Raw genomic sequence first — 24,060 nt, forward strand, 5'->3', positions numbered from 1 at the left:
ATGCGTACCACTGCGGACCGTATCCGTCACACCGTCGGGTTCGAGGTCATCGGTCTGATCGTCTTTGCCCCGCTGGCCAGCTTGGTCTTTGGCTACGACCTGCACCAGATGGGCATCGTCGGCGCGGTCGCCGCGCTGATCGCCGCCACGTGGAACTACGTCTACAACATCCTGTTCGACCGGGCCATGCTGCGGTTCACGGGCCAGCTCAAGAAGTCCACGCCGATCCGCGTGCTCCATGCGGTCATGTTCGAAGGCGGGCTGTTGATCGTGTTCCTGCCGTCGGTGGCGTGGTACCTGAACATCGGCCTCGTGGACGCCTTCATCATGGACATTGCCGTGGCCGGCTACTACATGGTCTACGCGTTCTTCTACAACTGGGCGTACGACGCGGTCTTCCCGATCCCGAACGCCACGCCCAACGCCGCCCCGCCCTCCGCCACGCGCGACTGCCAGTCGGCCAACGGCTGACCGGCGAACGCGGCCCCGCCACGCGGCGCGGGGTCGACCTCGCGCGGGAATTGCGGCCGGAAACGGCCGCATGATGTCATCCGGGCTGCATGGACCATGCGTTAACATGCTCGCCATGCCCAACCGCCCGCCCCTGCTCCGCCGCAGCCTGTCGCCCGCCATCGTCGCGGCCACGCTGCTCATCCTCGGCCTGTCCGGAGCCCAGGCCAAGCCCTCGAAGAACACCAAGGCCGCGCGCGCCGCCACGGCGGCGGCCACCGCTGCCGCCACCGCCGGCGTGGCACGCGCCAGGGCCGAGCCGGCCGATCCCGCCGCCGCGCGGTCGGGCCTGCCCGCCACGGTGACCACGGCCCTGCGCCGCGCGCAGGTGCCGCTGTCGGCCGCCAGTTTCTACGTCGTCAAGGTGGGCGCGCCGCAGGCCCGCGTGAGCTGGAATGCGGAAACGCCGATGAATCCGGCGTCGACGATGAAGGTGGTCACCACGTTCGCCGGCCTGCAACTGCTGGGGCCCGACTTCCGCTGGCTGACTTCGCTCTACGCCGACGCCCAGCCCGGCCCCGACGGCACGATCCACGGCAACGTTTACCTGCGCGGCCGCGGCGATCCCAAGCTGGTGCCCGAGGAAATGGCCAAGCTCGTGGCCACGGCCCGGTCCACCGGCGCCGCCACCATCGACGGCGACGTGGTGCTGGACCGCAGCTTCTTTGCCGACGGCGCCGAAGCCGGCTACACGATCGACGGCGAGACGCAGCGCGCCTACAACGTCAATCCGGACGCCCTGCTCTACGCCTTCAAGACGCTTTCGTTCACGATCACGCCCGACGCGGCCAATCGCACCGTCGGCGTTGCTGTTACCCCGGCGCTGGCGCAGTTGCGCGTGGACAACCGGCTGACGCTGGCCAACGGCCGCTGCGGCGACTGGAAGTCACGCGCCACGCCGGCGATCATGCCGCAGCCGGACGGCACGGTCGTCGCAGCGTTCGACGGCAGTTATTCGGCCGATTGCGGCGAGCACATCGTCAACCTGGCCACGCTGAGCCATAGCGATTTCATCTGGGGCGGGTTCGTCGCCGAATGGCAGAACGCCGGCGGCCGCTTTGCACGCACGCCGGGGCTGCGCAGCGGCGCCGTGCCGCGCGGCGCCTTCCTGCTGGCGCGCCACTACGGCCAGCCGCTTGGCGACATCGTGCGCGACATCAACAAGTATTCGAACAACGTGATGGCCCGCCAGCTATTCCTGACGATCGGCGCGGAAATGGACCGCAAGGGCCCGGCCAGCACCGACAAGTCGTCGCGCGTGATCCACCAGTGGCTGGCCAGGCAGGGGCTGGACATGCCGGGGCTGGTGATGGAAAACGGCTCGGGGCTGTCGCGCGAGGAACGCATCAGCGCCTACGACATGGCCCGCCTGCTGCAACAGGCGCTGGCCAGCAACGTCGGCCCGACACTGGTCGACTCGCTGCCGATCCTGGGCGTCGACGGCACGCTCCGCAACCGCCTGACGCGCGCCACGGCTGCCGGCAACGCCTACCTGAAAACCGGCACCCTGGCCGACGTCCGCGCGCTGGCCGGCTACGTCGACGCACTCAACGGCGACCGCTACGTGGTGGTGGCCTACATCAACCACCCCAACGCCTCGGCCGCGCAGGAAGCGCACGACGCGCTGATGCAGTGGGTGTACAAGGGGGCGCAGTAAGGCTGGGCGATGGTTGGCCCGCGCTGCCTGGCGTACCGCAGGCGTGCGGGTGAGGGGAGAAAACACTGGGTCAAGTCCAGGTCTCCACTGGTTTCTTGCTCCCCTCTCCCGCCTGCGGGAGAGGGGTTGGGGGTGAGGGTGTTGAGGGTCTGCTTGCCGACCTGTCGCGATTTTGACCGCTGGCCCTCTCCCCCGGCCCCTCTCCCGCCATGCGGGAGAGGGGAGAAAACATTGGGTCTCAAGTCCAGGCTCCACCGGCTTTCTTGCTCCCCTCTCCCGCCGTGCGGGAGAGGGGTTGGGGGAGAGGGCGTTGAGGGTCTGCTTGCCGACCTGTCGCGATTTTGACCGCTGGCCCTCACCCCCGGCCCCTCTCCCGCGTTGCGGGAGAGGGGAGAAAACATTGGGTCTCAAGTCCAGGTCTCCACCGGCTTTCTTGCTCCCCTCTCCCGCCTGCGGGAGAGGGGTTGGGGGAGAGGGTGTTGAGGGTCTGCTTGCCGACTAGTGGCAATTTGCGCCGCTGGCCCTCACCCCCGGCCCCTCTCCCGCCATGCGGGAGAGGGGAGAAAACATTGGGTCAAGTCCGGGTCTCCACCGGCTTTCTTGCTCCCCTCTCCCGCTTGCGGGAGAGGGGTTGGGGGTGAGGGTGTTGAGGGTCTGCTTGCCGACTAGTGGCAATTTGCACTGCTGGCCCTCACCCCCGGCCCCTCTCCCGCCGTGCGGGAGAGGGGAGAAAGCCAAGAGCTAAACGAAGCTATTGTTCCTCGAATGCCGCGGCTGCGCGGCCCAGGCGGTCGCGGACGCCGTCCCATTCGTGGGTTGCCGGGACTGGTTCGAAAACCAGCCGCTGGTAGCCTTCCTTGTCGAGCCGGCGCAGCAGACCGTAGAGCGCCTGGGCGTAGGCGTCCGGCGTGGCCGGGGCCTGGACGAACACGCAGCGTGGGTCCGCGCCGGCCGGTTTCTGGCCGACGTACGCGAGCCGGCCGCCTTCGGGCAACGCTTCCAGGTAGGCTGGCAGCCCGTCGGCCGTGGCCAGCGTCAGGGTGGTGCGTGGCGCGTAGTGGGCCTTGAGCGTGCCCGAGGCGCGTGGCGCGGCGGCGTCGGGGGGCAGCGGCACCGTGCCGAGCACGTCGGCCATCATCTGGGCCGTGATCGCGCCGGGGCGCAGCAGCACCGGGCCGGCCGTGTCCAGCCGTGACAGGTCGACGATCGACGATTCGATGCCGACGTCGACGCCATCGCCTTCCAGCACATAGACATCGCCGCCAAATTCGTCGCGCACGTGTTCGGCCGTGGTCGGGCTGACCTGGCCGAACTTGTTGGCCGATGGCGCCGCGATGCCGCCGCGGCCGCGCTTGAAGCGGGCCAGCAGCGCCTGGGCCACCGGGTGCGACGGGCAGCGCAGGCCGATGCTGTCCTGCCCGCCGGCCACGTCGGCCGGGATATGCGCGGCGCGCTTGAGAATGATCGTCAGCGGGCCGGGCCAGAAGGCGTCGATCAGCTTGCTGGCCGCCTCGGGCACCTCGTCGGTCCAGTAGCTGACGTCGCCGCCGTCCACCACGTGCACGATCACCGGATGGTTCGACGGCCGGCCCTTGGCGGCGAAGATGCGCGCCACGGCGGCTGGGTTCTCGGCGTCGGCGCCCAGGCCGTAGACCGTCTCGGTCGGAAAGGCCACGAGCTGGCCCGCTTCCAGGAGTCTGACCGCCTCGTCAAGCTCGGCGGCCGTGGGCATGCGTGCGGACATCGGCGGTCAGAGCGGGATATGCAGCGCCGTGGCCGCGGCGTCGAACGACGTGGACGCCGCCTCGGCGTGCTCGCCCACGCAGTTCACGTGGCCCATCTTGCGCGACGGCCGCGCGTCGTTCTTGCCGTACAGGTGCAGCTTGGCGCCGGGCAGGCCCAGCACCTCGTCCCAGGCCGGCGTGCGCTCCAGCCCGAACTCGAACCAGCAGTCGCCCAGCAGGTTCAGCATCTTGCCGGCCGAATGCTGGCGTGTGCTGCCCAGCGGCAGCCGGGCCATCGCCCGCACCTGCTGCTCGAACTGGCTCGTCTCGCAGGCATCCATCGTGATATGGCCGGAATTGTGCGGGCGCGGCGCCATCTCGTTGGCCACCAGCGTGCCGTCGGTCAGCACGAAGAATTCGATGCAGAGCACGCCGACGTAGCCCATTTCCGACGCGATGGAGGCCGCCGCGGCGCGGGCGCGCGTGGCGATGTCGTCGGACACGCTCGTCGACGGCATCGTCGTCGAGAACAGGATGCCGTCGCGGTGCACGTTCTCGGCCAGCGGCCACGTGGCGGTGCTGCCGTCGGCGGCGCGGGCGGCCAGCACGGACACCTCGTAGGCCAGCGGCAGCATCTGCTCCAGCACGCACGGCACGTGCTGCATCGCCTTCCAGGCGGCGCGCACGTCGTCGCGCGTCTTCACGCGCGCCTGGCCCTTGCCGTCGTAGCCCATGCGCGCGGTCTTGAGAATGCCCGGCAGCACGGTGTCGGGCACGTTGTCCACGTCGGCGTCGTGCTGGATCACCCAGTGCGGGGCCGGCGGCACGCCGGTGCGCTCGGCGCATGCCGCGAAGAACTTCTTCTCGCCGATGCGGTTCTGGGCAATCGACACGCAGTAGCCGCGCGGCGCCACGAACACGCCGGCCTGCTCCAGTCGGTCCAGGGAGATCGACGGCACGTTCTCGAACTCGGTGCTCACGGCCTGGCACAGCTTCGACAGCTCGGCCAGCGCGGCCTCGTCGGTGTAGCTGGCGCAGATGTGGCGGTCGGCCACGTTGCCGGCCGGGCTGTCCTGGTCGGGGTCGAGCACGCACACGCGATAGCCCATCGACTGCGCCGCGTGCGTGAACATGCGGCCAAGCTGGCCGCCGCCGAGCATGCCAAGCCACGCGCCGGGCAGGATGGGCGCGCCAGGCGCGTCCACGCCGAATTCGGCGCGCGACTCCGGCGTATGGGCTTCGGACAGGTAGGGATGGATATCGGTCGGCATGGCTCAGGCTTGGGTCACTACGGATTCTGGAACGGAGGGTGGCGTCACACCGGCAACTGCATCGCGCGCGCGGCCTCGGTCTGCTTGGCCCGGAACGCGTCCAGCGCGGCGGCCAGCGCGTCGTCCGTGGTGGCCAGCGTGGCAATGGCGTGCAGCGCCGCGTTGGCCGCGCCGGCCTCGCCGATCGCGAACGTCGCCACCGGCACGCCCTTGGGCATCTGCACGATCGACAGCAGCGAATCCTCGCCGCGCAGGTACTTGGACGGCACCGGCACGCCGAACACCGGCACGATCGTCTTGGCGGCGATCATGCCCGGCAGGTGCGCCGCGCCCCCGGCCCCGGCGATGATCGCGCGGAGGCCACGGCCGCGCGCCGTCTCGGCGTAGCGGAACATGTCGTCGGCCATGCGGTGGGCCGACACCACCTGTGCCTCGAACGGCACATTGAAATCCTTGAGCATGGCCACGGCGTGCTGCATCACGTCCCAGTCCGAGCTGCTGCCCATCACCACGCCCACCACGGGCTTTGCTGCTTGCGTCATCGTTCGCGCCCTTCGCCTTACTGCAGTTGCTCGCCGGTCAGGCGGGTCAGTGCTTCCTTGTACTTGTCCGCCGTCTTCTGCACCACGTCGTCGGGCAGTTGGGGGGCCGGGGCGGTCTTGGGCCACGGCTTGCCGTCGATGCGCACGGCCTCCAGCCAGTCGCGCACGAACTGCTTGTCGAACGACGGCGGGTTGGTGCCCACCTGGTACGAATCGGCCGGCCAGAAGCGCGACGAATCGGCGGTCAGCACCTCGTCCATCAGCGTCAGCGTGCCGTCGGCGTCCAGGCCGAACTCGAACTTGGTGTCGGCGATGATGATGCCGCGCGTGGCCGCGTATTCCGACGCTTCCTTGTACAGCCGGATCGAGATGTCGCGCATCTTTGCGGCCAGTTCCTTGCCGATGCGCTGCTCGACTTCCTCGAACGAGATGTTCTCGTCATGCTCGCCCATCTCGGCCTTGGCCGCCGGCGTGAAGATCGGCTCGGGCAGCTTCTGCGCGTTCTGCAGGCCGGCCGGCAGCGCGATGCCGCAGACCTTGCCGGTGGCCTGGTAGTCCTTCCAGCCGCTGCCGGCCAGGTAGCCGCGCACCACCGCTTCCACCAGGATCGGCTTCAGGCGCTTGACCACCACGGCGCGGCCCTGCACCTGCGCCACTTCCTCGGGCGCCACCACGCTCTCGGCGGTCACGCCGGTCTCGTGGTTCGGCACGATGTGGGCCAGCCGGCGGAACCAGAAGTTGGCCATCTGGTTCAGCACGCGACCCTTGGCCGGAATCGGCTCGCCCATGACCACGTCGAACGCCGACAGGCGATCGGTCGTCACGATCAGCAGCTTGTCCTCGCCAACGGCGTAGTTGTCGCGGACCTTGCCCTTGCCGAGCAGCGGCAGGGACTGGATGGAGGATTCGTAGAGGGCGTCAGGCATGGTTGGTAAGCGGGTGCGGCGGAAAACAGGCGGGGCTTCGCGCGCAAGCCGAAGCCCCATCAAACGGTAGCGCCCCGGGCGCCCCGCCCGTCATCGGGCGGCCACGCGGCGGGGCGGCGGGGACGGCAGGTTACTGCACGACCTGGGCGAGCTTGCCCGACTTGTACTGGCCGGCGATGTCGGTCAGCGACACGGCCTTGATCTTGCTGGCCTGGCCTTCGCAGCCAAACGCCACGTAGCGGTCCTTGCAGACCAGCTTGGCGGCTTCGCGGGCCGGCTTCAGGTACTCGCGCGGGTCGAACTTGCTCGGGTTCTCGGCAAAGAAGCGGCGGATCGCGCCGGTCATGGCCAGGCGGATGTCGGTGTCGATGTTGATCTTGCGCACGCCGTACTTGATCGCTTCCTGGATTTCCTCGACCGGCACGCCGTACGTTTCCTTCATGTCGCCGCCGAACTTGCGGATTTCCTCCAGCAGCTCCTGCGGCACCGACGACGAGCCGTGCATCACCAGGTGGGTGTTCGGGATGCGGGCGTGGATTTCCTTGATCCGGCTGATCGCCAGGATGTCGCCCGTGGGCTTGCGCGTGAACTTGTAGGCGCCGTGCGAGGTGCCGATGGCGATGGCCAGCGCGTCGAGCTGGGTGGCCTTGACGAAGTCGGCGGCCTGCTCCGGGTCCGTCAGCAGCATCGAGTGGTCGAGCTTGCCCTCGGCGCCGATGCCGTCTTCCTCGCCCGCCTCGCCGGTTTCCAGCGAGCCCAGGCAGCCCAGTTCGCCTTCCACGGTCACGCCCACGGCGTGGGCAAGCTGCACCACCTTGCGGGTCACGTCCACGTTGTACTCGTAGTCCGACGGGGTCTTGCCGTCTTCCTTGAGCGAGCCGTCCATCATCACCGACGAGAAGCCCAGGTCGATGGCACCCTGGCAGATGGCCGGCGACTGGCCGTGATCCTGGTGCATCACCACGGGGATGTGCGGGTAGGCTTCCACGGCCGCTTCGATCAGGTGGCGCAGGAAATGCTCGCCAGCGTACTTGCGCGCCCCGGCGGAGGCCTGCATGATCACCGGCGCGTTCACCTCGTCGGCGGCCTGCATGATGGCCTGCACCTGCTCAAGGTTGTTCACGTTGAAGGCCGGCAGGCCGTAGCCGTTCTCGGCGGCGTGGTCCAGCAACTGGCGCATGGATACGAGTGGCATGTCTTGCTCCTGAATGAAAGGTTTGGGTATCTCGGTGTTCTTGTCGATGCTGCGCCGGGCAGGTTCGCGCATCCGTGGCGGGCCGTCGGTGCACCACGCCACATCGGACGTCATGGGCTACTTGAACTTGCTGCCGACCCGCACGATCTTCAGCGTGTTCGTGCCGCCGGCCTGGCCCATCGGCTCGCCAATCGTCAGCACGATGAAATCGCCGTGCTGGACGGCCCCCTGGGCCAGCAGCAGTTCCTCGGCCTGCTCCAGCGCCTCGTCGCGGTCCGTGCTCGACTGCAGCGGCAGCGGCACCACATTGCGGTAGAGCTGCATCTTGCGCTGCGACGCCAGGTTGGGCGTCATGGCGTAGATCGGCACGTGAATCCGGTGGCGGCTCATCCACAGGGCCGTGGCGCCGGAATCGGTCAGCGCGGCAATCGCCTTCACGCCTAGATGATAGGCCGTGAACAGCGCCCCCATGGCGATCGACTGGTCGATGCGCGAGAAGGTCTGGTTCAGGAAATCGGTGTCGAGCTGCACCACCTCGGACTTCTCGGCCTCCAGGCAGATCGCGGCCATGGCCTCCACCGTTTCCACGGGATACCGGCCGGCGGCGGTCTCGGCCGACGTCATCACCGCGTCGGTGCCGTCCAGCACGGCGTTGGCCACGTCCGACACCTCGGCGCGCGTCGGCACCGGGTTGACGATCATGCTTTCCATCATCTGCGTGGCCGTGATCGTCAGCTTGTTGGCCTCGCGGGCCAGCCGGATCATGCGCTTCTGCAGCGCCGGCACGGCGGCGTTGCCCACCTCCACGGCCAGGTCGCCGCGCGCCACCATGATGCCGTCCGACGCGCCGAGGATTTCCTCCAGCACGCCGGGGCGGATGGCTTCGGCCCGCTCGATCTTGGCGATCATCCGCGCCTTGTGGTTATGGGGCTGGCCGGCCACGTTGGCAAGCTGGCGCGCCATTTCCATGTCGGTGGCGTTCTTCGGAAAGCTCACGGCCACGTAGTCGGCGCCCAGGGCCATGGCGGTCTTGATGTCCTCCATGTCCTTGGCGGTCAGCGCCGGCGCCGACAGCCCGCCGCCCTGGCGGTTGATGCCCTTGTTGTTCGACAGGTCGCCGCCCACGCGCACCGTGGTGAAGATCTCGCGGCCGATCACGCGGTCCACGACCAGCACGATCAGGCCGTCGTTGAGCAGCAGCACGTCGCCGGGGCCCACGTCGCGCGGCAGGTCCTTGTAGTCCAGCCCCACGCGCTCCTGGTTGCCCAGCTCGCAGGCCGAATCCAGCACGAACGGGTCGCCGGCCTTCAGCGTGACCTTGCCCTGTTCGAACTTGCCCACGCGGATCTTGGGGCCCTGCAGGTCGGCCATGATCGCCACTTCGCGGCCGCACGCGGCGGCGGCGTCGCGCACAAGCTGGGCGCGGTCGATATGGTCCTGCGCGGTGCCGTGCGAGAAATTCAGGCGCACCACGTCAACCCCGGCCGCGATCATGCGGGTCAGCATGTCCAGCGAGCTGGACGCGGGGCCAATCGTGGCGACGATCTTGGTGGAGCGGGTCATTCGGGCGTTTCCTGTTCGGGGGCTTCAGGGGACGACGGGTCGGGCGGACCGGCCGGCAAACCCGCCGGCCCGGTCCGGGGCGATCGGATCAGCCTGCGGCGCGCTGCTCCAGCACCTCGAATGCGGGCAGCGTCTTGCCTTCCAGGAATTCCAGGAAGGCGCCACCGCCGGTGGAGATGTAGCCGATGCGGTCCGCAATGCCGTACTTGGCGATGGCGGCCAGCGTGTCGCCGCCGCCGGCGATCGAGAACGCCTTCGACGACGCGATGGCCTCGGCCAGCACCTTGGTGCCGTTGCCGAACTGGTCGAACTCGAACACGCCGACCGGGCCGTTCCAGACCACGGTGCCGGCGGCCTTGAGCTGCTCGGCCAGCATGGCGGCCGTCTTCGGGCCGATGTCCAGGATCATGTCGTCGTCGGCCACGTCCTTGACGTCCTTGACCGTGGCGGCGGCCGTGGCGCTGAATTCCTTGGCGCAGACCACGTCCACGGGGATCGGCACCGACGCGCCGCGCGCGGCCATGATGTCGATGATGGCGCGGGCGTCGCCCACCAGGTCGGCCTCGGCCAGCGACTTGCCGATCTTCAGGCCGGCGGCCAGCATGAACGTGTTGGCAATGCCGCCGCCCACCACGAGGTTGTCCACCTTGTCGGCCAGCGCCTTGAGGATCGTCAGCTTGGTCGACACCTTGGAACCGGCCACGATGGCCACCAGCGGGCGGGCCGGCTGGCCCAGCGCGCGGCCCAGCGCGTCGATCTCGGCGGCCAGCAGCGGGCCGGCGCAGGCCACCGGGGCAAACTTGGCGATGCCGTGGGTGGTGGCTTCGGCGCGGTGGGCGGTGCCGAAGGCGTCGTTCACGTAGACGTCGCACAGCCTGGCCATCTTCTGAGCCAGTTCGTCGCTGTTCTTCTTCTCGCCCTTGTTGACGCGGCAGTTTTCCAGCAGCACCACCTGGCCGGGCGCCACTTCCACGCCGTCGATCCAGTTCTGCACCAGCTTCACGGGCTTGCCCAGCAGCTCGGACAGGCGCGTGGCGATGGGCGCCAGCGAATCCTCGGGCTTGAACTCGCCCTCGGTCGGGCGGCCCAGGTGTGACGTCACCATCACAGCCGCGCCGGCGTCCAGGCAGGCCTGGATGGCCGGCACCGAGGCGCGGATCCGCGTGTCTTCGGTGATGTTGCCGGCGTCGTCTTGGGGCACGTTCAGGTCGGCGCGGATGAACACACGCTTGCCGGAGAGGTTGCCTTGGGAAATGAGATCGGAAAGACGCAGGACAGAGGTCATGGCGGTAAGCGCGGGGACGTGGACGGCATACATCCGTCCACAGAAGTCGGGGAAGCCGGCATTTTACCTGATCGTGGTGGCCAATTTGCGGCCATCCGGGCCCTGGGCGTGGCGCGGCAGGCCCCGGTGGCGCAGACCCCCCTGAAGTAGGGCGTGTTTCGCGACCCGGCGCACGGTCGCTTCGGTTAATGTACGGTTAATGTACTAAACGTATGCATTGTCAGACACTCGAACCACTTTTGATAATTTTGGTACATGATGTCGGCAGCCGGCCACAGATCGGCGCCCAACCATTCCCCGGACGTGCGCGACGGACACGCGGGAAGGATTGAAGTAGCTAAATGCAAGGGGGTAGTCAGATGGAGCAGTCCGCCATCCACGGCGCCATCCGTGGATTGTATGAAGGCGTTCTCGATCCGGCAGCGTGGCACCAGAGCCTGCGCACGCTGACCGAGATCGCGGATAGCGCGCATGCGTCGATGATGGTGTGGGACACCGTGCGCGACCAGGTGACCGTCAACGAGGTGGTCAACCCCGTGGTCGAACTGTTCACCACCTACGAGAACGAATTCCAGGCCATCGACCCGGCCAAGGACTTCGCGCCCCGGCTGGTGCCGGGCGCCTGGTACATCGACGCGCGCGACCTGGGCCCGCAGGCCATGGCGCGCCACCCGTTCTATCGCGATTTCTTCAACCGCTTCGAGCTGCGGTCGTACGTGGCCTGCCTGGTGGAGCGCCAGCCGCACTACGAGGTCTATTTCTCGATGCAGCGCGCGCTGACGCAGGACACGTTCTCCGGCGAAGACACGCGCCGGCTGGACTGGATCATCCCGCACATGCGCAGCGCCGTGGCCATGCGCGACCGCACGCTGGCGCTGTCGACGATGGCGTCGCTGTCGGCGCGGCTGCTCGAACGGATGGACTTTGCCGTGGCCGTCTACACGCCCGACCGGCACCTGCTGCTGGCCAACATGGCCGGCGAACGCTGGGCGCGCCGGCTCGATCCGGCCGGCAAGACGGCCAGCTGGCAGCTTTCGCGCCCGTTTCCGGAAATGGTGCAGGCCGCCTGCGACCCGGCCAACCCGCTGGGCGCCCAGGCCGCCCGCGCCACCGACGCCAGCGGCAACGTGGCCGACGTGCTGGTGCTGCCGCTGCCCGCCACGCACGCCTTTGCCTCGGCCTGGCAACAACCCGCGGCGCTGGTCGTCGTGCACGAGGCCGGCGCCCCGTCGGTCCTGCTGGACACCGTGCTCCGCAACCTGTTCTCCCTGACCCCCGCCGAGACCCGCCTGGCATCGCGCCTGGCCACCGGCGAAGGTCTTCCCGATGCCGCCCGGCACATGCGCATCCGCCATGAAACCGCCCGCACCCAGCTCAAGTCGATCTTCCAGAAGACCGGCTGCACCAGCCAGGCGCAGTTCACCCACCTCCTGACCAGGCTCGCCACCACGCTTCACGGCGCCTAGCGGCCCGCCATTGGGCGGCCATTGTCAACACTGTCAGCGACGGACAGCGCCACGCGAGCGACAGCCGGCGTGCGTGCGCTCGTTTCATCACACAAAAAAGCTAGAAGAAAGGATTTCTGCATGACCGAAGGTGACATGCACGAGACCATCCGCGGTCTCTACCAGGGGGTGCTCGATCCCCTGGCATGGCAACGCAGCCTCTACGCGCTGTGCAAGTGGAGCGGCAGCATCCAGGCGTCCCTGCTGGTGCTCGATACCCGGCACCAGACCGTCCACGTGCGCCATCTGGTCAATCGCGCGCCGGACAACCTGGCCATCCTGCCGCCGCCGTACCGCGTGCACGGCGGCATGCCGTTCGCCGGCGTGCTGCCGGTGGGCGGCTGGCAGATCGACCGGCGCGACCTGCCTGGCATGGAGACCGGCCACGCGCCGCTGCGCGGCCAGGCGCTCGACGACGTCGCGCTGACGTCGGTCATGGCCTGCCTGGTCGACCGCCGGCCCACGCACGAGATCTACCTGGCGCTGCAACGGCCGGCCGGCGAGGAAGGCTATGCGGAAGCCGACGCCCGCGCGCTGGACTGGGCCATCCCGCACCTGCGCGAGGCGCTGGCGCTGCGCGACCGCACCCACGCCGCGGCCCAGCAGGGCCATGTGTCGGCCGACCTGCTCAACCGGCTGCCGTTCGGCGTGCTGGTGTTCGCTGAATCGGGCCGGCTGCTGCTGTCCAACGCGGCGGGGCTGCCCTGGGCGCGGCGGCTGCTGCCGGGCGAGAGCTCGGAGGTGCCCGGCGCGGCTGACGGCCCGGACCATGGGAATATCGGCGGAAATATCGGCGGGAATATCGGCGGGAATATCGGCGGGCATGGCAACGGAAATGGCAACGGCCACGCCTGGCGGCTGTCGCGCTCGTTTGCCGATGTGATGCGCGCGCTATGCGACCCCGGCTCGCTGCAGCCGGCGCAGGCCATCCAGGCCACCGGCGCCGACGGCCGCGGCGCGCAGATCGTGGCCGTGGCGCTGTCGCCGTCGCTCTCGCTGCCGTCGCAATGGGAGGGCCAGCCGGTACTGGTGGCCATCCACGAAAGCCAGGGGCCGCCCCGCGCGGTGCCGGCCGTGCTGCGCGACCTCTATGGCTTGACCCCGGCCGAGAACCGGCTGGCGATGCTGCTGACCACCGGCATCGGCCTGCCCGACGCCTGCCTGCAGCTCGGCATCAAGCGCGAGACCGGACGCTCGCAGCTGAAGGCCATCTTCACCAAGACCAGCACCAGCACGCAGGCGCAGCTGGCGCACCTGCTCACGCGGCTGGCCAGCATCCTGGCCGAGCCGGGCGGCCGCACGCGCGACGCGGCCTAGCCCAGCAGCCGCAGCGCGGTGTAGACGGCCATGCCCACCACGATCATGCCGACCATGCGCTTCGTGAACACGTAGCACAGCGTGGCGGCGATGCCGGCCATGAGCTTGTCGTTGCCCGGCGCGATCGTGAAATGCCCCTCGAAGGTCAGCAGGTCCGGCAGGATGATGGCCGCCAGCGCGGCGGCCGGTGCGTAGCGCAGCGCGCGCTGGATGCGGTCCGGCACCGTCACGCGCTCGCCGGCCATCAGGAACAGCGCGCGGGACAGCACCGTCACCACGGTCATGCCGACGATGGCCACCCAGGTCTCCACATGGCTCATGCCTGGTCTCCGGTCGGCTGCTCGCGCCGGCGCGCGCGGATGCCGCGCAGCGTGGCCCGCGCGGCCATCTCGTCGCTGACCATGCCGGCGGCAATCGCGGCCACCACGGCCAGCACCAGCGCCAGCCGGTACGGCAGGTCGAAGCAGAGCAGCGCCACCACCGCCGACACCACCACCGCCATCAGCGTCGAGCGCGAGTTGATCGTGGCGATCATCACCGGGATCAGCGCCAGCGTGCCGGCCAGCGCCAGGCCCCAGCTATCGGGGAACAGGCTGGCCAGCAGGATGCCGATGATCGACGACACCTGCCACGTGGCGCAGTTGATCAGCGCCATGCCCCAGAAATAGCCTTCCTTGCCCGGCACGTGGCCCGGCTCGGTATAGCGCTGCATGAAATAGACGAAGTGCAGGTCGCCGTTGAAGAAGCCCAGCAGCGTGCGGCGCCATCCCGACAGGTAGTTGAAATGCGGCTGCAGCGCGGCGCTGAAGATCACGAAGCGCAGGTTCACCACGGCCGCCGTCAGCCAGACCGTCCAGATCGGCATGCCGGCCGCGAACAGCGGCAGCACCGCCAGCTGCGCGGAGCCGGCATAGACCAGCAGCGACATGCCGATGGCCTCCGGCACGGTCAGCGCCGACTTGCTCATGGCCACCCCGGTGACCAGGCCCCACGAGAACACGGCGGGCAGGGAAGGCGCGAAGAACCGCGCGCCCGCGAGAAAGGCAGTGCGCTCCACCTCGGCAAACCGTAGCCAAAGGCGCAACCACACCGGGGACGACGTTCGGGGTGTCATGGCGAGATGAGAAGAGAGGCACGGCAGGCCGTCTGGCGCGGCATTGCCGTCAGGAAAGACCATCGGCCACGCACGCGCGTGGCCGATGGCGGAGCAGCCATTATAGGCCCGCGACCGCCGCTGGTAAGCAGCAGCTTAAAAGTGTCCGGGCAACTGTTGTATCGAGGTCAAACGGCCGCGCCCCGCCCCTCGCCGGACGGGTCCCGGCGGCCATTCAGGCCAGCTTGCCGGCCGGCGCGCCCGACGCCACGGCCGGCTGCCGGGCCGCCTCGGGGTCGTGGTCGTCGCCGCCGCCCGCCTGGTTCAGGTCGATGCCCGACGTCTCCGGCAGCAGCGCGGCCGACACCATCACCAGCGCGTAGCCCACCCCGGCCACCATGGCGATGGCCAGCGCCAGCGACGTGCGCCCGCTGTTGAGCCAGCCCACGGCCAGCGGGAAGAACGATCCGATCACGCGGCCCAGGTTGTACGACACGCCGTAGCCGGTGGCGCGCACGCTGCTCGGGTACGACTCCGAGATAGTCGCCCCGATGCCCGAGAACACGCCCTGCATCAGCACCCCGAGCGGAAAGCCCAGGAACAGCATCGACGTGTTCGAGACCGGGATCACCATGTAGATCATCGCCATCACGAACGCGCCGGCCGCGAACGCGATGTAGGTCAGCCGCCGGCCCCAGCGGTCCGTTGCGTAGGCGCCGGCCACGTAGCCGACCAGCGACCCCAGGATCGTCACGGCCAGATAGGAACTGGTGCCGAACACCGACAGCCCGCGCTCGGTCTTCAGGAACGTGGGCAACCACGTGGCGATGGCGTAGTAGGCGCCCAGCATCCCGCCCGACAGCAGGCTGCACAGCACGGTCTTGCGCAGCAGCGGCTTGCGGAACACGCGCGCCAGGTCGGCGCCCGGCGACACCGCGCCGCGCTCGGCCCGGCTCTTCAGGAACACCTCGGGCTCCTGCAGGTTGCGGCGCAGGTAGACCACCACCAGCGCGGGCAGGATGCCCAGGAAGAAGCACACGCGCCACGCCACTTCCGGCTCGAACAGGCTGAACGTGATGGCATACGCGATGGCCGCCCCGCCCCAGCCGAACGAATAGCTGCTGGCCGTGAAGCCCGAATACTTGCCGCGGTGCGCCGGGTTGCGGATCAGTTCGGTCACCAGCACCATGCACAGCGACGATTCGCCGCCAAAGCCCAGCCCCTGCAGCATCCGGAACACCATCAGTTGTTCCGGCGAATTGGCGATGCCGCACAGGAAGCACGAGACCGCGAAGACCAGGATGGTCCAGCGCAGCACCCGCACCCGCCCGAAGCGGTCGGCCAGCAGCCCGGCGCCCACCGCGCCCACCAGCGACGACACCAGCGTCCACGTCACGATGGCGCCCGCCATCGACTTGCTCATGCCCCACTGCGCCAGCAGCGTGGAGATCAGGAACGAATAGATCATGAAGTCGAATACGTCGACCGCATGCCCCAGGAACGCCCCGTAGAACCCCTTGCGCTCCGCGCGCGACAACTCCCTGAACCAGTCCAGCATGATCGCCCTCCCCTTTTGTAGCGATGATCGTCAGATGCGCGGCGCGCGGAACGCGAAGCCCGCGTCCTCCAGCAACTGTGCAAACCGCAGCGCCGTGAGGTCGTGGTAGCGGCCCGCCACCACCTGCACGCCCACGGGCAGCCCGTCGCTGGCCGGCCCGATCGGCGCCACCGTCGACGGCAGCCCGCACAGGCCCGAATGGCCCGCCCAGAACAGTTGCGACGTCAGCGGCCACGGCCGGCCGTTGACCGTGATCGACCGCTGCCACGGCTCGCCCTGCTCGTCGAGCGGAAAGGCGGTGGTGGACGCCGCCGGACACAGCAGCACGTCGTAGTCGCCGAAGAAGCGGTGCCAGGCGCGGGCAAAGCGCTCGCGCGCGGGCTGCAGCCGCAGCCAGTGGCGGTGGCTCAGCGCGGCGCCGGTGAACTGCAGCGTGGCGTAGTCGGCATCGTCGCTGTCGGGCTGCCCGGCACGCGCCAGGGCGTCGGCAAACGCGGCGTCGTCCATGTAGAGCGAGGTCGTGGCGCGCAGCAGCAGCACGTAGACGCGCCACAGCTCGGCCGGATCGAAATCGGGCCGCACGTGCCACGCCACTTGCGCGCCTGCCGCCTCCAGCCAGTGGCCCAGCCGTTCGATGGCGCCGCTGACGGCGGCGTCGGCCTCCGCCAGCGGGTGGGTCGGCAGCACGGCCACGCGAAAGCCGTCGAGCCGGGCGATGTCGCACGGCGGCAGGTCTAGCCGCCACGCGGCGCCCTCGGCGGCGTCGGGTCCGGCGATGGCCCGCAGCACCAGTTCCAGGTCACGCGCGCTGCGCGCCACCGGGCCAGCCACGTTGATGTCCTGCGCGGCAAACCCGGCCTGGGCATTGCCATGACCGCGCAACGGCACGATGCCGTGGCTGCTCTTGTGCGAGAACACGCCGCAGTAGTGGGCCGGGTTGCGCAGCGACGAGCCGATATCGGACCCGATATCGAAATAGCTCATCCCGGCGCAGACCGCCGCCGCGCTGCCGCCCGACGACCCGCCCGGCGTACGCGACAGGTCGTGCGGATTGCGCGTGGTGCCGTAGACGGCGTTGTAGGTCTGCCAGTCCCGCAGGCCCAGCGGCACGTTGGTCTTGCCAAGCAGCACCGCGCCATGCGCGCGCAGGCGCTCGACGACCACGGCATCGGCGGCGGCACGATGGGTGGCCCGCGCCGGCGCACCGCAGGTGGTCGGCCAGCCGGCCACGTCGAACGACTCCTTGACCGAGAACGGCACGCCATCGAGCGGCCCGCGCGTCCGCCCGGCCTGCCGCCGCGCATCGCTGCCCGCCGCCGCCTCGCGCGCCGCCTCGAAATCGGCCAGCACCATCGCATTGACCGCCGCATGCCGCGCCTGCCAGGCCGCGTGACAGGCATCCACCAACGCAACCGCCGTGGTCTCGCGGCGCGCCAGTTGCGCGGCGGCGACATGGGCAGGCAGCCAGCAGGCATCGGACGGATTGGCGGCAGTCGGGGGCGGCAGGGTCACGGGGGCTCCGTTTTGGGCTTGGGCCAGGTCGGCTGGCTTGCGGGGTTCGGTATACTATATTCAGGTTTCAGAGAATCACAAGGCAGTATTTATGCCAGGGTGGTGTGCGCTGCGGCAGCCCGGCTAGCGGGTGGGTGCTTCCCGCTCCCGCCCAGTGGGACAGGGGTGCGGGGGTGAGGGTCAGCGTTTATGACTGCCATCCACGCCCGTTCCCAAGCACCACAATGACGCCAAAGTTGTATACCGTTTGGTGCACCGCGATCAGATTTGGCGCGGCCGGCCCTCTCCCCCAACCCCTCTCCCGCAGGCGGGAGAGGGGAGCAAACCGGGGGGAGATTTGGGGGAGTCGAACGCTTGCGAATCACCACAGACCAGTCCCCTCTCCCGCCTGCGGGAGAGGGAGCAAACCGGCGGACTTCGGGAGTCTTGCGGGAGCGAACCGGCGGGAGATTTGGGGGAGTCGAACGCTTGCGAATCACCACAAGCCAGTCCCCTCTCCCGCCTGCGGGAGAGGGTTAGGGAGAGGGCCGGGCGGTTCCAACCACGACTTGTCCCGGATCCCACCGCCTGCCCCCAAACCCCTACCGCCGCAGCAAACCCACCAGTTCATCCACATCCAGCAGCGCCGCCTCGCGGCCGGTGGCTTCGTCGGCGGTGGCGTCCAGCACGCCTTCGGCCAGCGCGCGTTTCCCTTGATGCAGGTCGACGATGCGTTCCTCGATGGTGCCGGCCGTGATCAGGCGGTAGACGGTGACCGGCCGTTGCTGGCCGATGCGGTGGGCGCGGCCCATGGCCTGGTCTTCGGCGGCGGGGTTCCACCAGGGGTCGGCGATGACCACATAGTCGGCGGCCGTCAGGTTCAGGCCGAAGCCGCCGGCCTTCAGGCTGATCAGAAAGACGTCGCCCTCGCCCGCCTGGAATGCCGCCACGCGGCGCGTGCGTTCGGCGGCGGGCGTGGCGCCGTCCAGGTACTGGCAGGCCAGCCCGGCCTCGTCCAGCGGCTGGCGCAGCAACTGCAGGTAGTCGACGAACTGGCTGAAGACCAGCGTGCGATGGCCGTTGGCGGCCAGCGTGGCGGCCAGTTCGGCAAAGGCGCGGACCTTGGCGCCGGGATGCCCGGTTTCCGGCGTCGCCAGCCGGGGATCGCAGGCCGCGCGGCGCATCCGCATCAGTTGCGCCAGCACGTGGATGCGGGCGTCGGGCTCGGGCGGCGTGGCCCGCGCCCTGGCCGGCTTGCGCGGCCGCAGCAGTGCGCGTTCGGCCTCGGACAGCGCCTGGCGGCGCAGCGCCTCGTAATGGGCCGCCTCGGCCGGCTCGGGCGTGACGCGGATGACCAGTTCCGTGCGCGGCGGCAGTTCGTCCAGCACCTGCGCCTTGGTCCGCCGCAGCACGAATGGCGCGATCATCCGGCGCAGCCGCGCGCGGGGCTCGCGGGCGCCGTTGCGTTCGATGGGGTTGGCGAAATGCTCGTTGAAGCGGGCCAGCGACCCGAGCAGCCCCGGGTTGCAGAACCGCATCACGGCCCACAGTTCCGCCAGGCGGTTTTCCACGGGCGTGCCGGACAGCGCCACGCGGCAGTCGGCCGGCAGCGCGAACATCGCCTGCGCGCGCCGCGACGACGGGTTCTTGAACGACTGCGCCTCGTCGGCCACCACGGTGTGCCAGCCCCGCGCGCAGAAATCGCGGCGCGCCTGTTGCAGCAGGTTGTACGACACGATGACCAGGTCCCCCGCGCCAGCCGCGCCGACGATGGCCGTGCGGTCGCCCTCGGCGTAGACATGGACGGTCAGCGTGGGCGCGAACCGGCGCGCCTCGGCCGCCCAGTTGCCGCAGACCGACGTGGGCGCCACCACCAGCGCGGGCCCGCCGGGCGCGCGCGCCACCAGCAGCGCCAGCGACTGCAGCGTCTTGCCCAGCCCCATGTCGTCGGCCAGGCAGGCGCCGAAGCCGGCCTCGGCCAGCGACATCATCCAGCGATAGCCTTCCAGCTGGTACGGCCGCAGCTCGGCCGCCAGCGCGGGCGGCGCCGGGGCGTCATGCGCGCGCGCCGCGTGCAGCCGCTTCACCCGCGTGCGGAAGTGCGCGTCGGGATCGACGCCGGCGCCGGCCAGCACGTCGTCGAGCCACGGCGTGGCCACCAGCGGCACGCGGATGCCGTCGCGCACGCCATCGCCCACGGCGGCCAGGTCGCGCAGCCGGTCGCGCAACTGGGCCGTCAGCGCCACGTACACGCCGTGGTCCATCGGGATGAAGCGGCCCGCGTGGCCGTGCGCCCACGCCACGAGCTTTTCCAGCGACAGCACCAGCCCCTCGGCCACGTGCAGTTCGCCGACCAGCTTGAACCATTCGCTGCCCGATTCCACGCTGACCGCCAATTGCGGCAGGTCGGCCGGCAGCACGCGCAGTTCGCGGCCGCGCGGCCATTCCAGGTCGATCACGCCCGGCAGGCCGGGCAGCGTTTCGATGGCCGTCAGCGCGTCCTCGGGATCGTCGAGCGTCCAGGCCAGCTCGCCGCTGGCCGGCGCCAGCTGCACCAGCCGGGGTAGCGCGTCGAAGACCTCGGCCACGTGCGCGAGTTCGGCGTCGAGTTGGCGTTCGGTGACCAGCGTCTCGCCGCCCAGCGTCGCCATCAGCTTCGCCCGGCCGTGGCCCGGCGCCAGGCGCGGCCCGAGCGGCCCCAGCGGCGTGACCACCAGCCGCAGGCTGATGCCCCGCCCCACCGGGGCCACCTCGGCGCGCAGCCGCGTTTCGGGCTCGCGCTCGCGGGCCTCGCCCGAGCTGTCGGCATGGATCTGGAAGTGCCCGGCCAGCGCCCGCAGCGTGCTGTCGAGCCGGGCCTGCGCGGTGGCGGGCACGGCCAGCCCGCCGGCCATCAGCTTGGCGGCCTCGGCCTGCGCGGCGGTGAAGCGGTACACGCGCAGCCGGCGGGCGCCGTCCTGCAGCACGGTGATGTGGCGCAGCGCCTCGGCCTCCTGCCGGGCAGCGGCGGGCAGGAAATCCTCCATCGACTTCGCGGCGCGCAGCGGCGGCACGATGCGCAGCAGGTAGCGGTCGCCCTCGCGCACGGCTTCCAGCGCGGGCGTCGCTTCGAGCACTTCCATCGGGATCGTCGGCGCGTGGGCCAGCACCACGGCCGGGTGGCCGACCAGCGCCAGCGCCGCGGCGGCGCGGTCCAGCACGTGGCGGCGGTTGCGGGAGGTATCGCGCCGGATGGCCCGGGCCAAGCGGGCATCCCACGGCGGCAGGGCGTCATCGGCGGCCACGCGCGCCAGCGGCACGGGGCGCGGCCGGCTCCAGCCGCGCGCGCTCCACGCCTGCTCCATCGGCTCGATGGCATCCACCTCGCCGTCGGCGCCCAGCGTCAGCGCCCAGACCAGCCGGCGCGCGGCGCCCGGCTCCGGGGCGGGCGCGCCGCCGGCCAGCGCCTCCAGCGCCCCCAGCGCGTCGCGCCAGCGGTCGTCGCCGTCCGGCACGTCGGAGTCGGGGGGGCTGGGCGGGGAATGGGACACGAACGGCGCGGATGGTCGGGACAGGGAACGTGCGATTGTAGAACGGCGCGCACGCCACCCCGCGTTGGCACACAAGGCCCCCCGGCTTACAATGGCGCCTTTACGACTTTTGTTGGTGACGGGGAGACGACCATGTCGATGGCAGATCGCGACGGCAAGATCTGGATGGACGGCAAGCTGATTGAATGGCGCGACGCCAAGATTCATGTGCTGACGCACACCCTGCACTACGGCATGGGCGTATTCGAGGGCGTGCGCGCCTACAAGACCCCGGACGGCACCGCGATTTTCCGCCTGAAGGAGCACACGCGCCGCCTGTTCAATTCGGCCAAGATCTTCCAGATGGCGATGCCGTTCGACGAGGCCACGCTCGAAGCCGCCCAGCGCGAGGTGGTGCGCGCCAACAACCTGGAGTCGTGCTACATCCGCCCGCTGGTCTGGATCGGCTCGGAAAAGCTGGGCGTCTCGGCCAAGGGCAACACGATCCACGTGGCCATTGCCGCCTGGCCCTGGGGCGCCTACCTGGGCGAGGAAGGGCTGGAGCGCGGCATCCGCGTCAAGACGTCGTCGTTCACGCGCCACCACGTCAACGTGTCGCTGGTGCGCGCCAAGGCCAGCGGCTACTACATCAACTCGATCCTGGCCAACCAGGAAGCCACCAGCCTGGGCTACGACGAGGCGCTGCTGCTGGACACCGACGGCTACGTGAGCGAAGGCTCCGGCGAGAACGTGTTCATCGTGCGCAACGGCGTGATCTACACGCCGGACCTGGCCTCGTGCCTGGACGGCATCACGCGCGACGCCACGCTGACGATTGCCCGCGACCTGGGCATCGAGGTGCGCGAGAAGCGCATCACGCGCGACGAGATGTACTGCGCCGACGAGGCGTTCTTCACCGGCACCGCCGCCGAGGTGACGCCGATCCGCGAACTGGACGACCGCGTCATCGGCGAAGGCCGTCGCGGCCCGGTGACCAAGCGCGTCCAGGACGCGTTCTTCGCAGCCGTGGGCGGCACCGACGAGAAGTACAAGAAGTGGCTGACGCTGGTCTGATCCGGCGCCATCCATCCCGAATTCCCCGCAAGACAACCGTAACATCATGACGCAAACCGCAACCGTCGTCGAGATCGGCGCCGAAGACATTCCGCTGCACTGCCCCACCGGCAACACGCCGGCCTGGAACTACCATCCCCGCGTCTTCCTGGACGTGGTGGATACCGGCGAGGTCAAGTGCCCGTACTGCGGCACCGTGTACAAGCTCAAGCCGGGCACCGTGCTCAAGGGCCACCACTGACCGCGGCGCCGCGACGCCAATGCTTCCCCACGCCCCGGGCCGCGCACGCGCCCCGGGGCGTTGACATGCCCGGGCACCTCGCACAAGAAAAGGGCCGCGTACCACCCACTCCATGAGAAAAGCCCTCGTTATCGCCCCCAACTGGATCGGCGACGCCCTGATGGCGCAGCCGCTGTTCGCCCTGCTCAAGGCGCGCCACCCGCGCCTGGTCATCGACGCCCTGGCACCCAAATGGGTGGCGCCGGTGCTGGCCCGCATGCCCGAGATCGGCAAGGTATTCCCCAGCGACCTCGCGCACGGCAAGCTCCAGCTGAGCGCGCGGCTGATGTTCGCGCAGCAGCTCAAGCACGAAGGCTACGACGTGGCCTACGTGCTGCCGAATTCGCTGAAGTCGTCGCTGATCCCGTTCCTGGCCGGCATTCCGCTGCGCATCGGCTACCGGGGCGAGGCGCGCTTCGGCATGCTGAACATCCGCCACAAGAACCCGCCGCGCGACCGGCGCCCGCCGATGGTGGAACACTACGCCCGGCTGGCGCTGAAGCCCGGCGCCCGGCTGCCCGAGTCGATTCCCGATCCGCAACTCAAGGTCGATCCGGCGCGCATGGCCGCCACGGCCGGGCGCTTCGGCATTGCCCCCGGCACCCGCGTGATCGCGTTCTGCCCCGGCGCCGAGTTCGGCCCGGCCAAGCGCTGGCCGGCCGCGCACTTTGCCGCGCTGGCGCAGATGCTGCGCCGGTCGTACCCGTACGCGCAGATCGTCACGCTGGGGTCGGCCAAGGACGCCGAGATTGCCGAGGCCATCGTCCAGGGCGCGCCGTTCGTGCGCAACCTGTGCGGCCAGACGTCGCTGGACGACGCGGTGGACCTGCTGGCGCTGTCCGAGGCCGCCGTCTGCAACGACTCGGGCCTGATGCACGTGACCGCCGCGCTGAACCGGCCGCAGGTGGCCGTCTACGGGTCGAGCGACCCCCGCCATACGCCCCCGCTGTCACAGGCAGCGAGTATCATGTGGCTTCAACTCGAGTGCAGCCCCTGCTTCAAGCGCGAGTGCCCGCTGGGCCACCTGCGCTGCCTGAAGGAAATCGAGCCCGAAATGGTGTTCGTCGAGTTGCGCAAGCTCCTGCACCGTCCCTGATCCAACCAACATGCCCCGTTTCGCCCGCCTGTTCGATTCCGCCGAAGACATCGTCGATGCCTTCCGTGAAGCCATGAAATTGCGCGACGCCGATGGCGCGCTGCGGCTCTGGCTGGACGAAGACTCGATCACGTGCATCATGCCCGACGGCCAGCGGCTGATCGGCCATGACAGCCTGCGCCAGGCGTTTGCCCAGCTGCTGGAAGAGCAGCCGGTGCTGATCGACGCCATCGAGACCAGCAGCCATGCGTCGCTGGGCGTGTCGATCTTCGACGTCACCGAGGCGCTGCGCTTTGGCGAAGGCCGCGTGGAAGCCGACCTGTTCGTGCACACCACGTACGTGCTGATGCAGAACCACGAGGGCTGGCGCCTGGCCCACATCCACTGCAGCCCGGCCAACGCGGTGCAGGTGGCCGCCGTGGCCGCCGCGCCGGGACAGGCCCTGCACTGACGCCCATGCGGGC

General features: G+C 69.6%; 20 protein-coding genes. 8 read left to right on the forward strand and 12 right to left on the reverse strand.

The annotated features are described in order from the left end of the window. Nucleotides 1-471 carry a PACE efflux transporter gene (locus EHF44_RS02880; protein WP_124682350.1) on the forward strand — a complete coding sequence of 157 codons (471 nt, stop codon included), beginning with the start codon at nucleotides 1-3 and terminating at the stop codon, nucleotides 469-471. 106 nt (nucleotides 472-577) lie between these two features. Continuing rightward, nucleotides 578-2,167, forward strand: coding sequence for a D-alanyl-D-alanine carboxypeptidase/D-alanyl-D-alanine endopeptidase (gene dacB, locus EHF44_RS02885; protein ID WP_124682351.1), 1,590 nt, complete (start codon nucleotides 578-580; stop codon nucleotides 2,165-2,167). 751 nt (nucleotides 2,168-2,918) lie between these two features. On the opposite strand, the gene EHF44_RS02890 is transcribed toward dacB, so the two are convergent. The 7 genes from EHF44_RS02890 to EHF44_RS02920 form a co-directional block, all read right to left on the reverse strand. Next, nucleotides 2,919-3,911 (reverse strand): L-threonylcarbamoyladenylate synthase, encoded by a 993-nt coding sequence (locus tag EHF44_RS02890; RefSeq protein ID WP_124682352.1) that lies wholly within the window; start codon nucleotides 3,909-3,911, stop codon nucleotides 2,919-2,921. A gap of 6 nt (nucleotides 3,912-3,917) precedes the next feature. Then, nucleotides 3,918-5,162 carry a 5-(carboxyamino)imidazole ribonucleotide synthase gene (locus EHF44_RS02895; protein WP_124682353.1) on the reverse strand — a complete coding sequence of 415 codons (1,245 nt, stop codon included), beginning with the start codon at nucleotides 5,160-5,162 and terminating at the stop codon, nucleotides 3,918-3,920. Nucleotides 5,163-5,206: 44 nt separating this feature from the next. Next, complete coding sequence (gene purE / locus EHF44_RS02900; protein ID WP_124682354.1) at nucleotides 5,207-5,704, reverse strand: 5-(carboxyamino)imidazole ribonucleotide mutase; 498 nt, start codon at nucleotides 5,702-5,704, stop codon at nucleotides 5,207-5,209. A gap of 17 nt (nucleotides 5,705-5,721) precedes the next feature. Beyond that, complete coding sequence (locus tag EHF44_RS02905; protein WP_124682355.1) at nucleotides 5,722-6,630, reverse strand: phosphoribosylaminoimidazolesuccinocarboxamide synthase; 909 nt, start codon at nucleotides 6,628-6,630, stop codon at nucleotides 5,722-5,724. A 130-nt stretch (nucleotides 6,631-6,760) separates the two neighbouring features. Continuing rightward, the gene (gene fba, locus EHF44_RS02910; RefSeq protein ID WP_124682356.1) at nucleotides 6,761-7,825 is read right to left on the reverse strand and encodes a class II fructose-bisphosphate aldolase; all 1,065 of its coding nucleotides are present in this window, start codon (nucleotides 7,823-7,825) and stop codon (nucleotides 6,761-6,763) included. 117 nt (nucleotides 7,826-7,942) lie between these two features. After that, the gene (pyk, locus tag EHF44_RS02915; RefSeq protein WP_124682357.1) at nucleotides 7,943-9,388 is read right to left on the reverse strand and encodes a pyruvate kinase; all 1,446 of its coding nucleotides are present in this window, start codon (nucleotides 9,386-9,388) and stop codon (nucleotides 7,943-7,945) included. 88 nt (nucleotides 9,389-9,476) lie between these two features. Beyond that, nucleotides 9,477-10,673, reverse strand: coding sequence for a phosphoglycerate kinase (locus EHF44_RS02920; RefSeq protein WP_124682358.1), 1,197 nt, complete (start codon nucleotides 10,671-10,673; stop codon nucleotides 9,477-9,479). Between the two features lie 359 nt (nucleotides 10,674-11,032). Here EHF44_RS02920 and EHF44_RS02925 point away from each other — a divergent pair, with 359 nt between their 5' ends. Beyond that, nucleotides 11,033-12,139 (forward strand): helix-turn-helix transcriptional regulator, encoded by a 1,107-nt coding sequence (locus EHF44_RS02925; protein ID WP_124684973.1) that lies wholly within the window; start codon nucleotides 11,033-11,035, stop codon nucleotides 12,137-12,139. A gap of 120 nt (nucleotides 12,140-12,259) precedes the next feature. Next, a complete protein-coding gene (locus tag EHF44_RS02930) occupies nucleotides 12,260-13,495 on the forward strand; it encodes a helix-turn-helix transcriptional regulator (RefSeq protein WP_124682359.1) in 1,236 nt (411 codons plus the stop codon). On the opposite strand, the gene EHF44_RS02935 is transcribed toward EHF44_RS02930, so the two are convergent. The 5 genes from EHF44_RS02935 to EHF44_RS02955 all read right to left on the reverse strand — a co-directional run bounded on the left by EHF44_RS02935 (nucleotide 13,492) and on the right by EHF44_RS02955 (nucleotide 21,167). Further along, the gene (locus EHF44_RS02935) at nucleotides 13,492-13,815 is read right to left on the reverse strand and encodes an AzlD domain-containing protein (protein ID WP_124682360.1); all 324 of its coding nucleotides are present in this window, start codon (nucleotides 13,813-13,815) and stop codon (nucleotides 13,492-13,494) included. The genes EHF44_RS02930 and EHF44_RS02935 overlap by 4 nt on opposite strands. Beyond that, on the reverse strand, nucleotides 13,812-14,609 hold the full coding sequence (locus EHF44_RS02940) for an AzlC family ABC transporter permease (protein ID WP_124682361.1): 798 nt from the start codon (nucleotides 14,607-14,609) through the stop codon (nucleotides 13,812-13,814). Before EHF44_RS02940 ends, EHF44_RS02935 begins: the two co-directional genes overlap by 4 nt. 214 nt (nucleotides 14,610-14,823) lie before the next feature. Continuing rightward, the gene (locus EHF44_RS02945) at nucleotides 14,824-16,146 is read right to left on the reverse strand and encodes an MFS transporter (RefSeq protein WP_124682362.1); all 1,323 of its coding nucleotides are present in this window, start codon (nucleotides 16,144-16,146) and stop codon (nucleotides 14,824-14,826) included. Nucleotides 16,147-16,176: 30 nt separating this feature from the next. Beyond that, nucleotides 16,177-17,652, reverse strand: coding sequence for an amidase (locus EHF44_RS02950; protein WP_437340326.1), 1,476 nt, complete (start codon nucleotides 17,650-17,652; stop codon nucleotides 16,177-16,179). A gap of 587 nt (nucleotides 17,653-18,239) precedes the next feature. Further along, entirely contained in the window at nucleotides 18,240-21,167 is a 2,928-nt protein-coding gene (locus tag EHF44_RS02955; RefSeq protein ID WP_124682364.1) for a DEAD/DEAH box helicase, read from the reverse strand. Between the two features lie 132 nt (nucleotides 21,168-21,299). Between EHF44_RS02955 and EHF44_RS02960 the strand changes: the two genes are divergently transcribed. The 4 genes from EHF44_RS02960 (at nucleotide 21,300) to EHF44_RS02975 (ending at nucleotide 24,047) form a co-directional block, all read left to right on the forward strand. Then, nucleotides 21,300-22,220, forward strand: coding sequence for a branched-chain amino acid transaminase (locus tag EHF44_RS02960; RefSeq protein ID WP_124682365.1), 921 nt, complete (start codon nucleotides 21,300-21,302; stop codon nucleotides 22,218-22,220). A 46-nt stretch (nucleotides 22,221-22,266) separates the two neighbouring features. After that, on the forward strand, nucleotides 22,267-22,461 hold the full coding sequence (locus EHF44_RS02965; protein WP_029051276.1) for a zinc-finger domain-containing protein: 195 nt from the start codon (nucleotides 22,267-22,269) through the stop codon (nucleotides 22,459-22,461). 112 nt (nucleotides 22,462-22,573) lie between these two features. After that, the gene (waaF, locus tag EHF44_RS02970) at nucleotides 22,574-23,596 is read left to right on the forward strand and encodes a lipopolysaccharide heptosyltransferase II (protein WP_124682366.1); all 1,023 of its coding nucleotides are present in this window, start codon (nucleotides 22,574-22,576) and stop codon (nucleotides 23,594-23,596) included. 10 nt (nucleotides 23,597-23,606) lie between these two features. Further along, on the forward strand, nucleotides 23,607-24,047 hold the full coding sequence (locus EHF44_RS02975; RefSeq protein ID WP_124682367.1) for a YybH family protein: 441 nt from the start codon (nucleotides 23,607-23,609) through the stop codon (nucleotides 24,045-24,047). The last annotated feature ends 13 nt before the right edge of the window (nucleotides 24,048-24,060 follow it).

It is taken from the genome of Cupriavidus pauculus (assembly GCF_003854935.1).
Classification (GTDB): Bacteria; Pseudomonadota; Gammaproteobacteria; order Burkholderiales; family Burkholderiaceae; genus Cupriavidus; species Cupriavidus pauculus_C.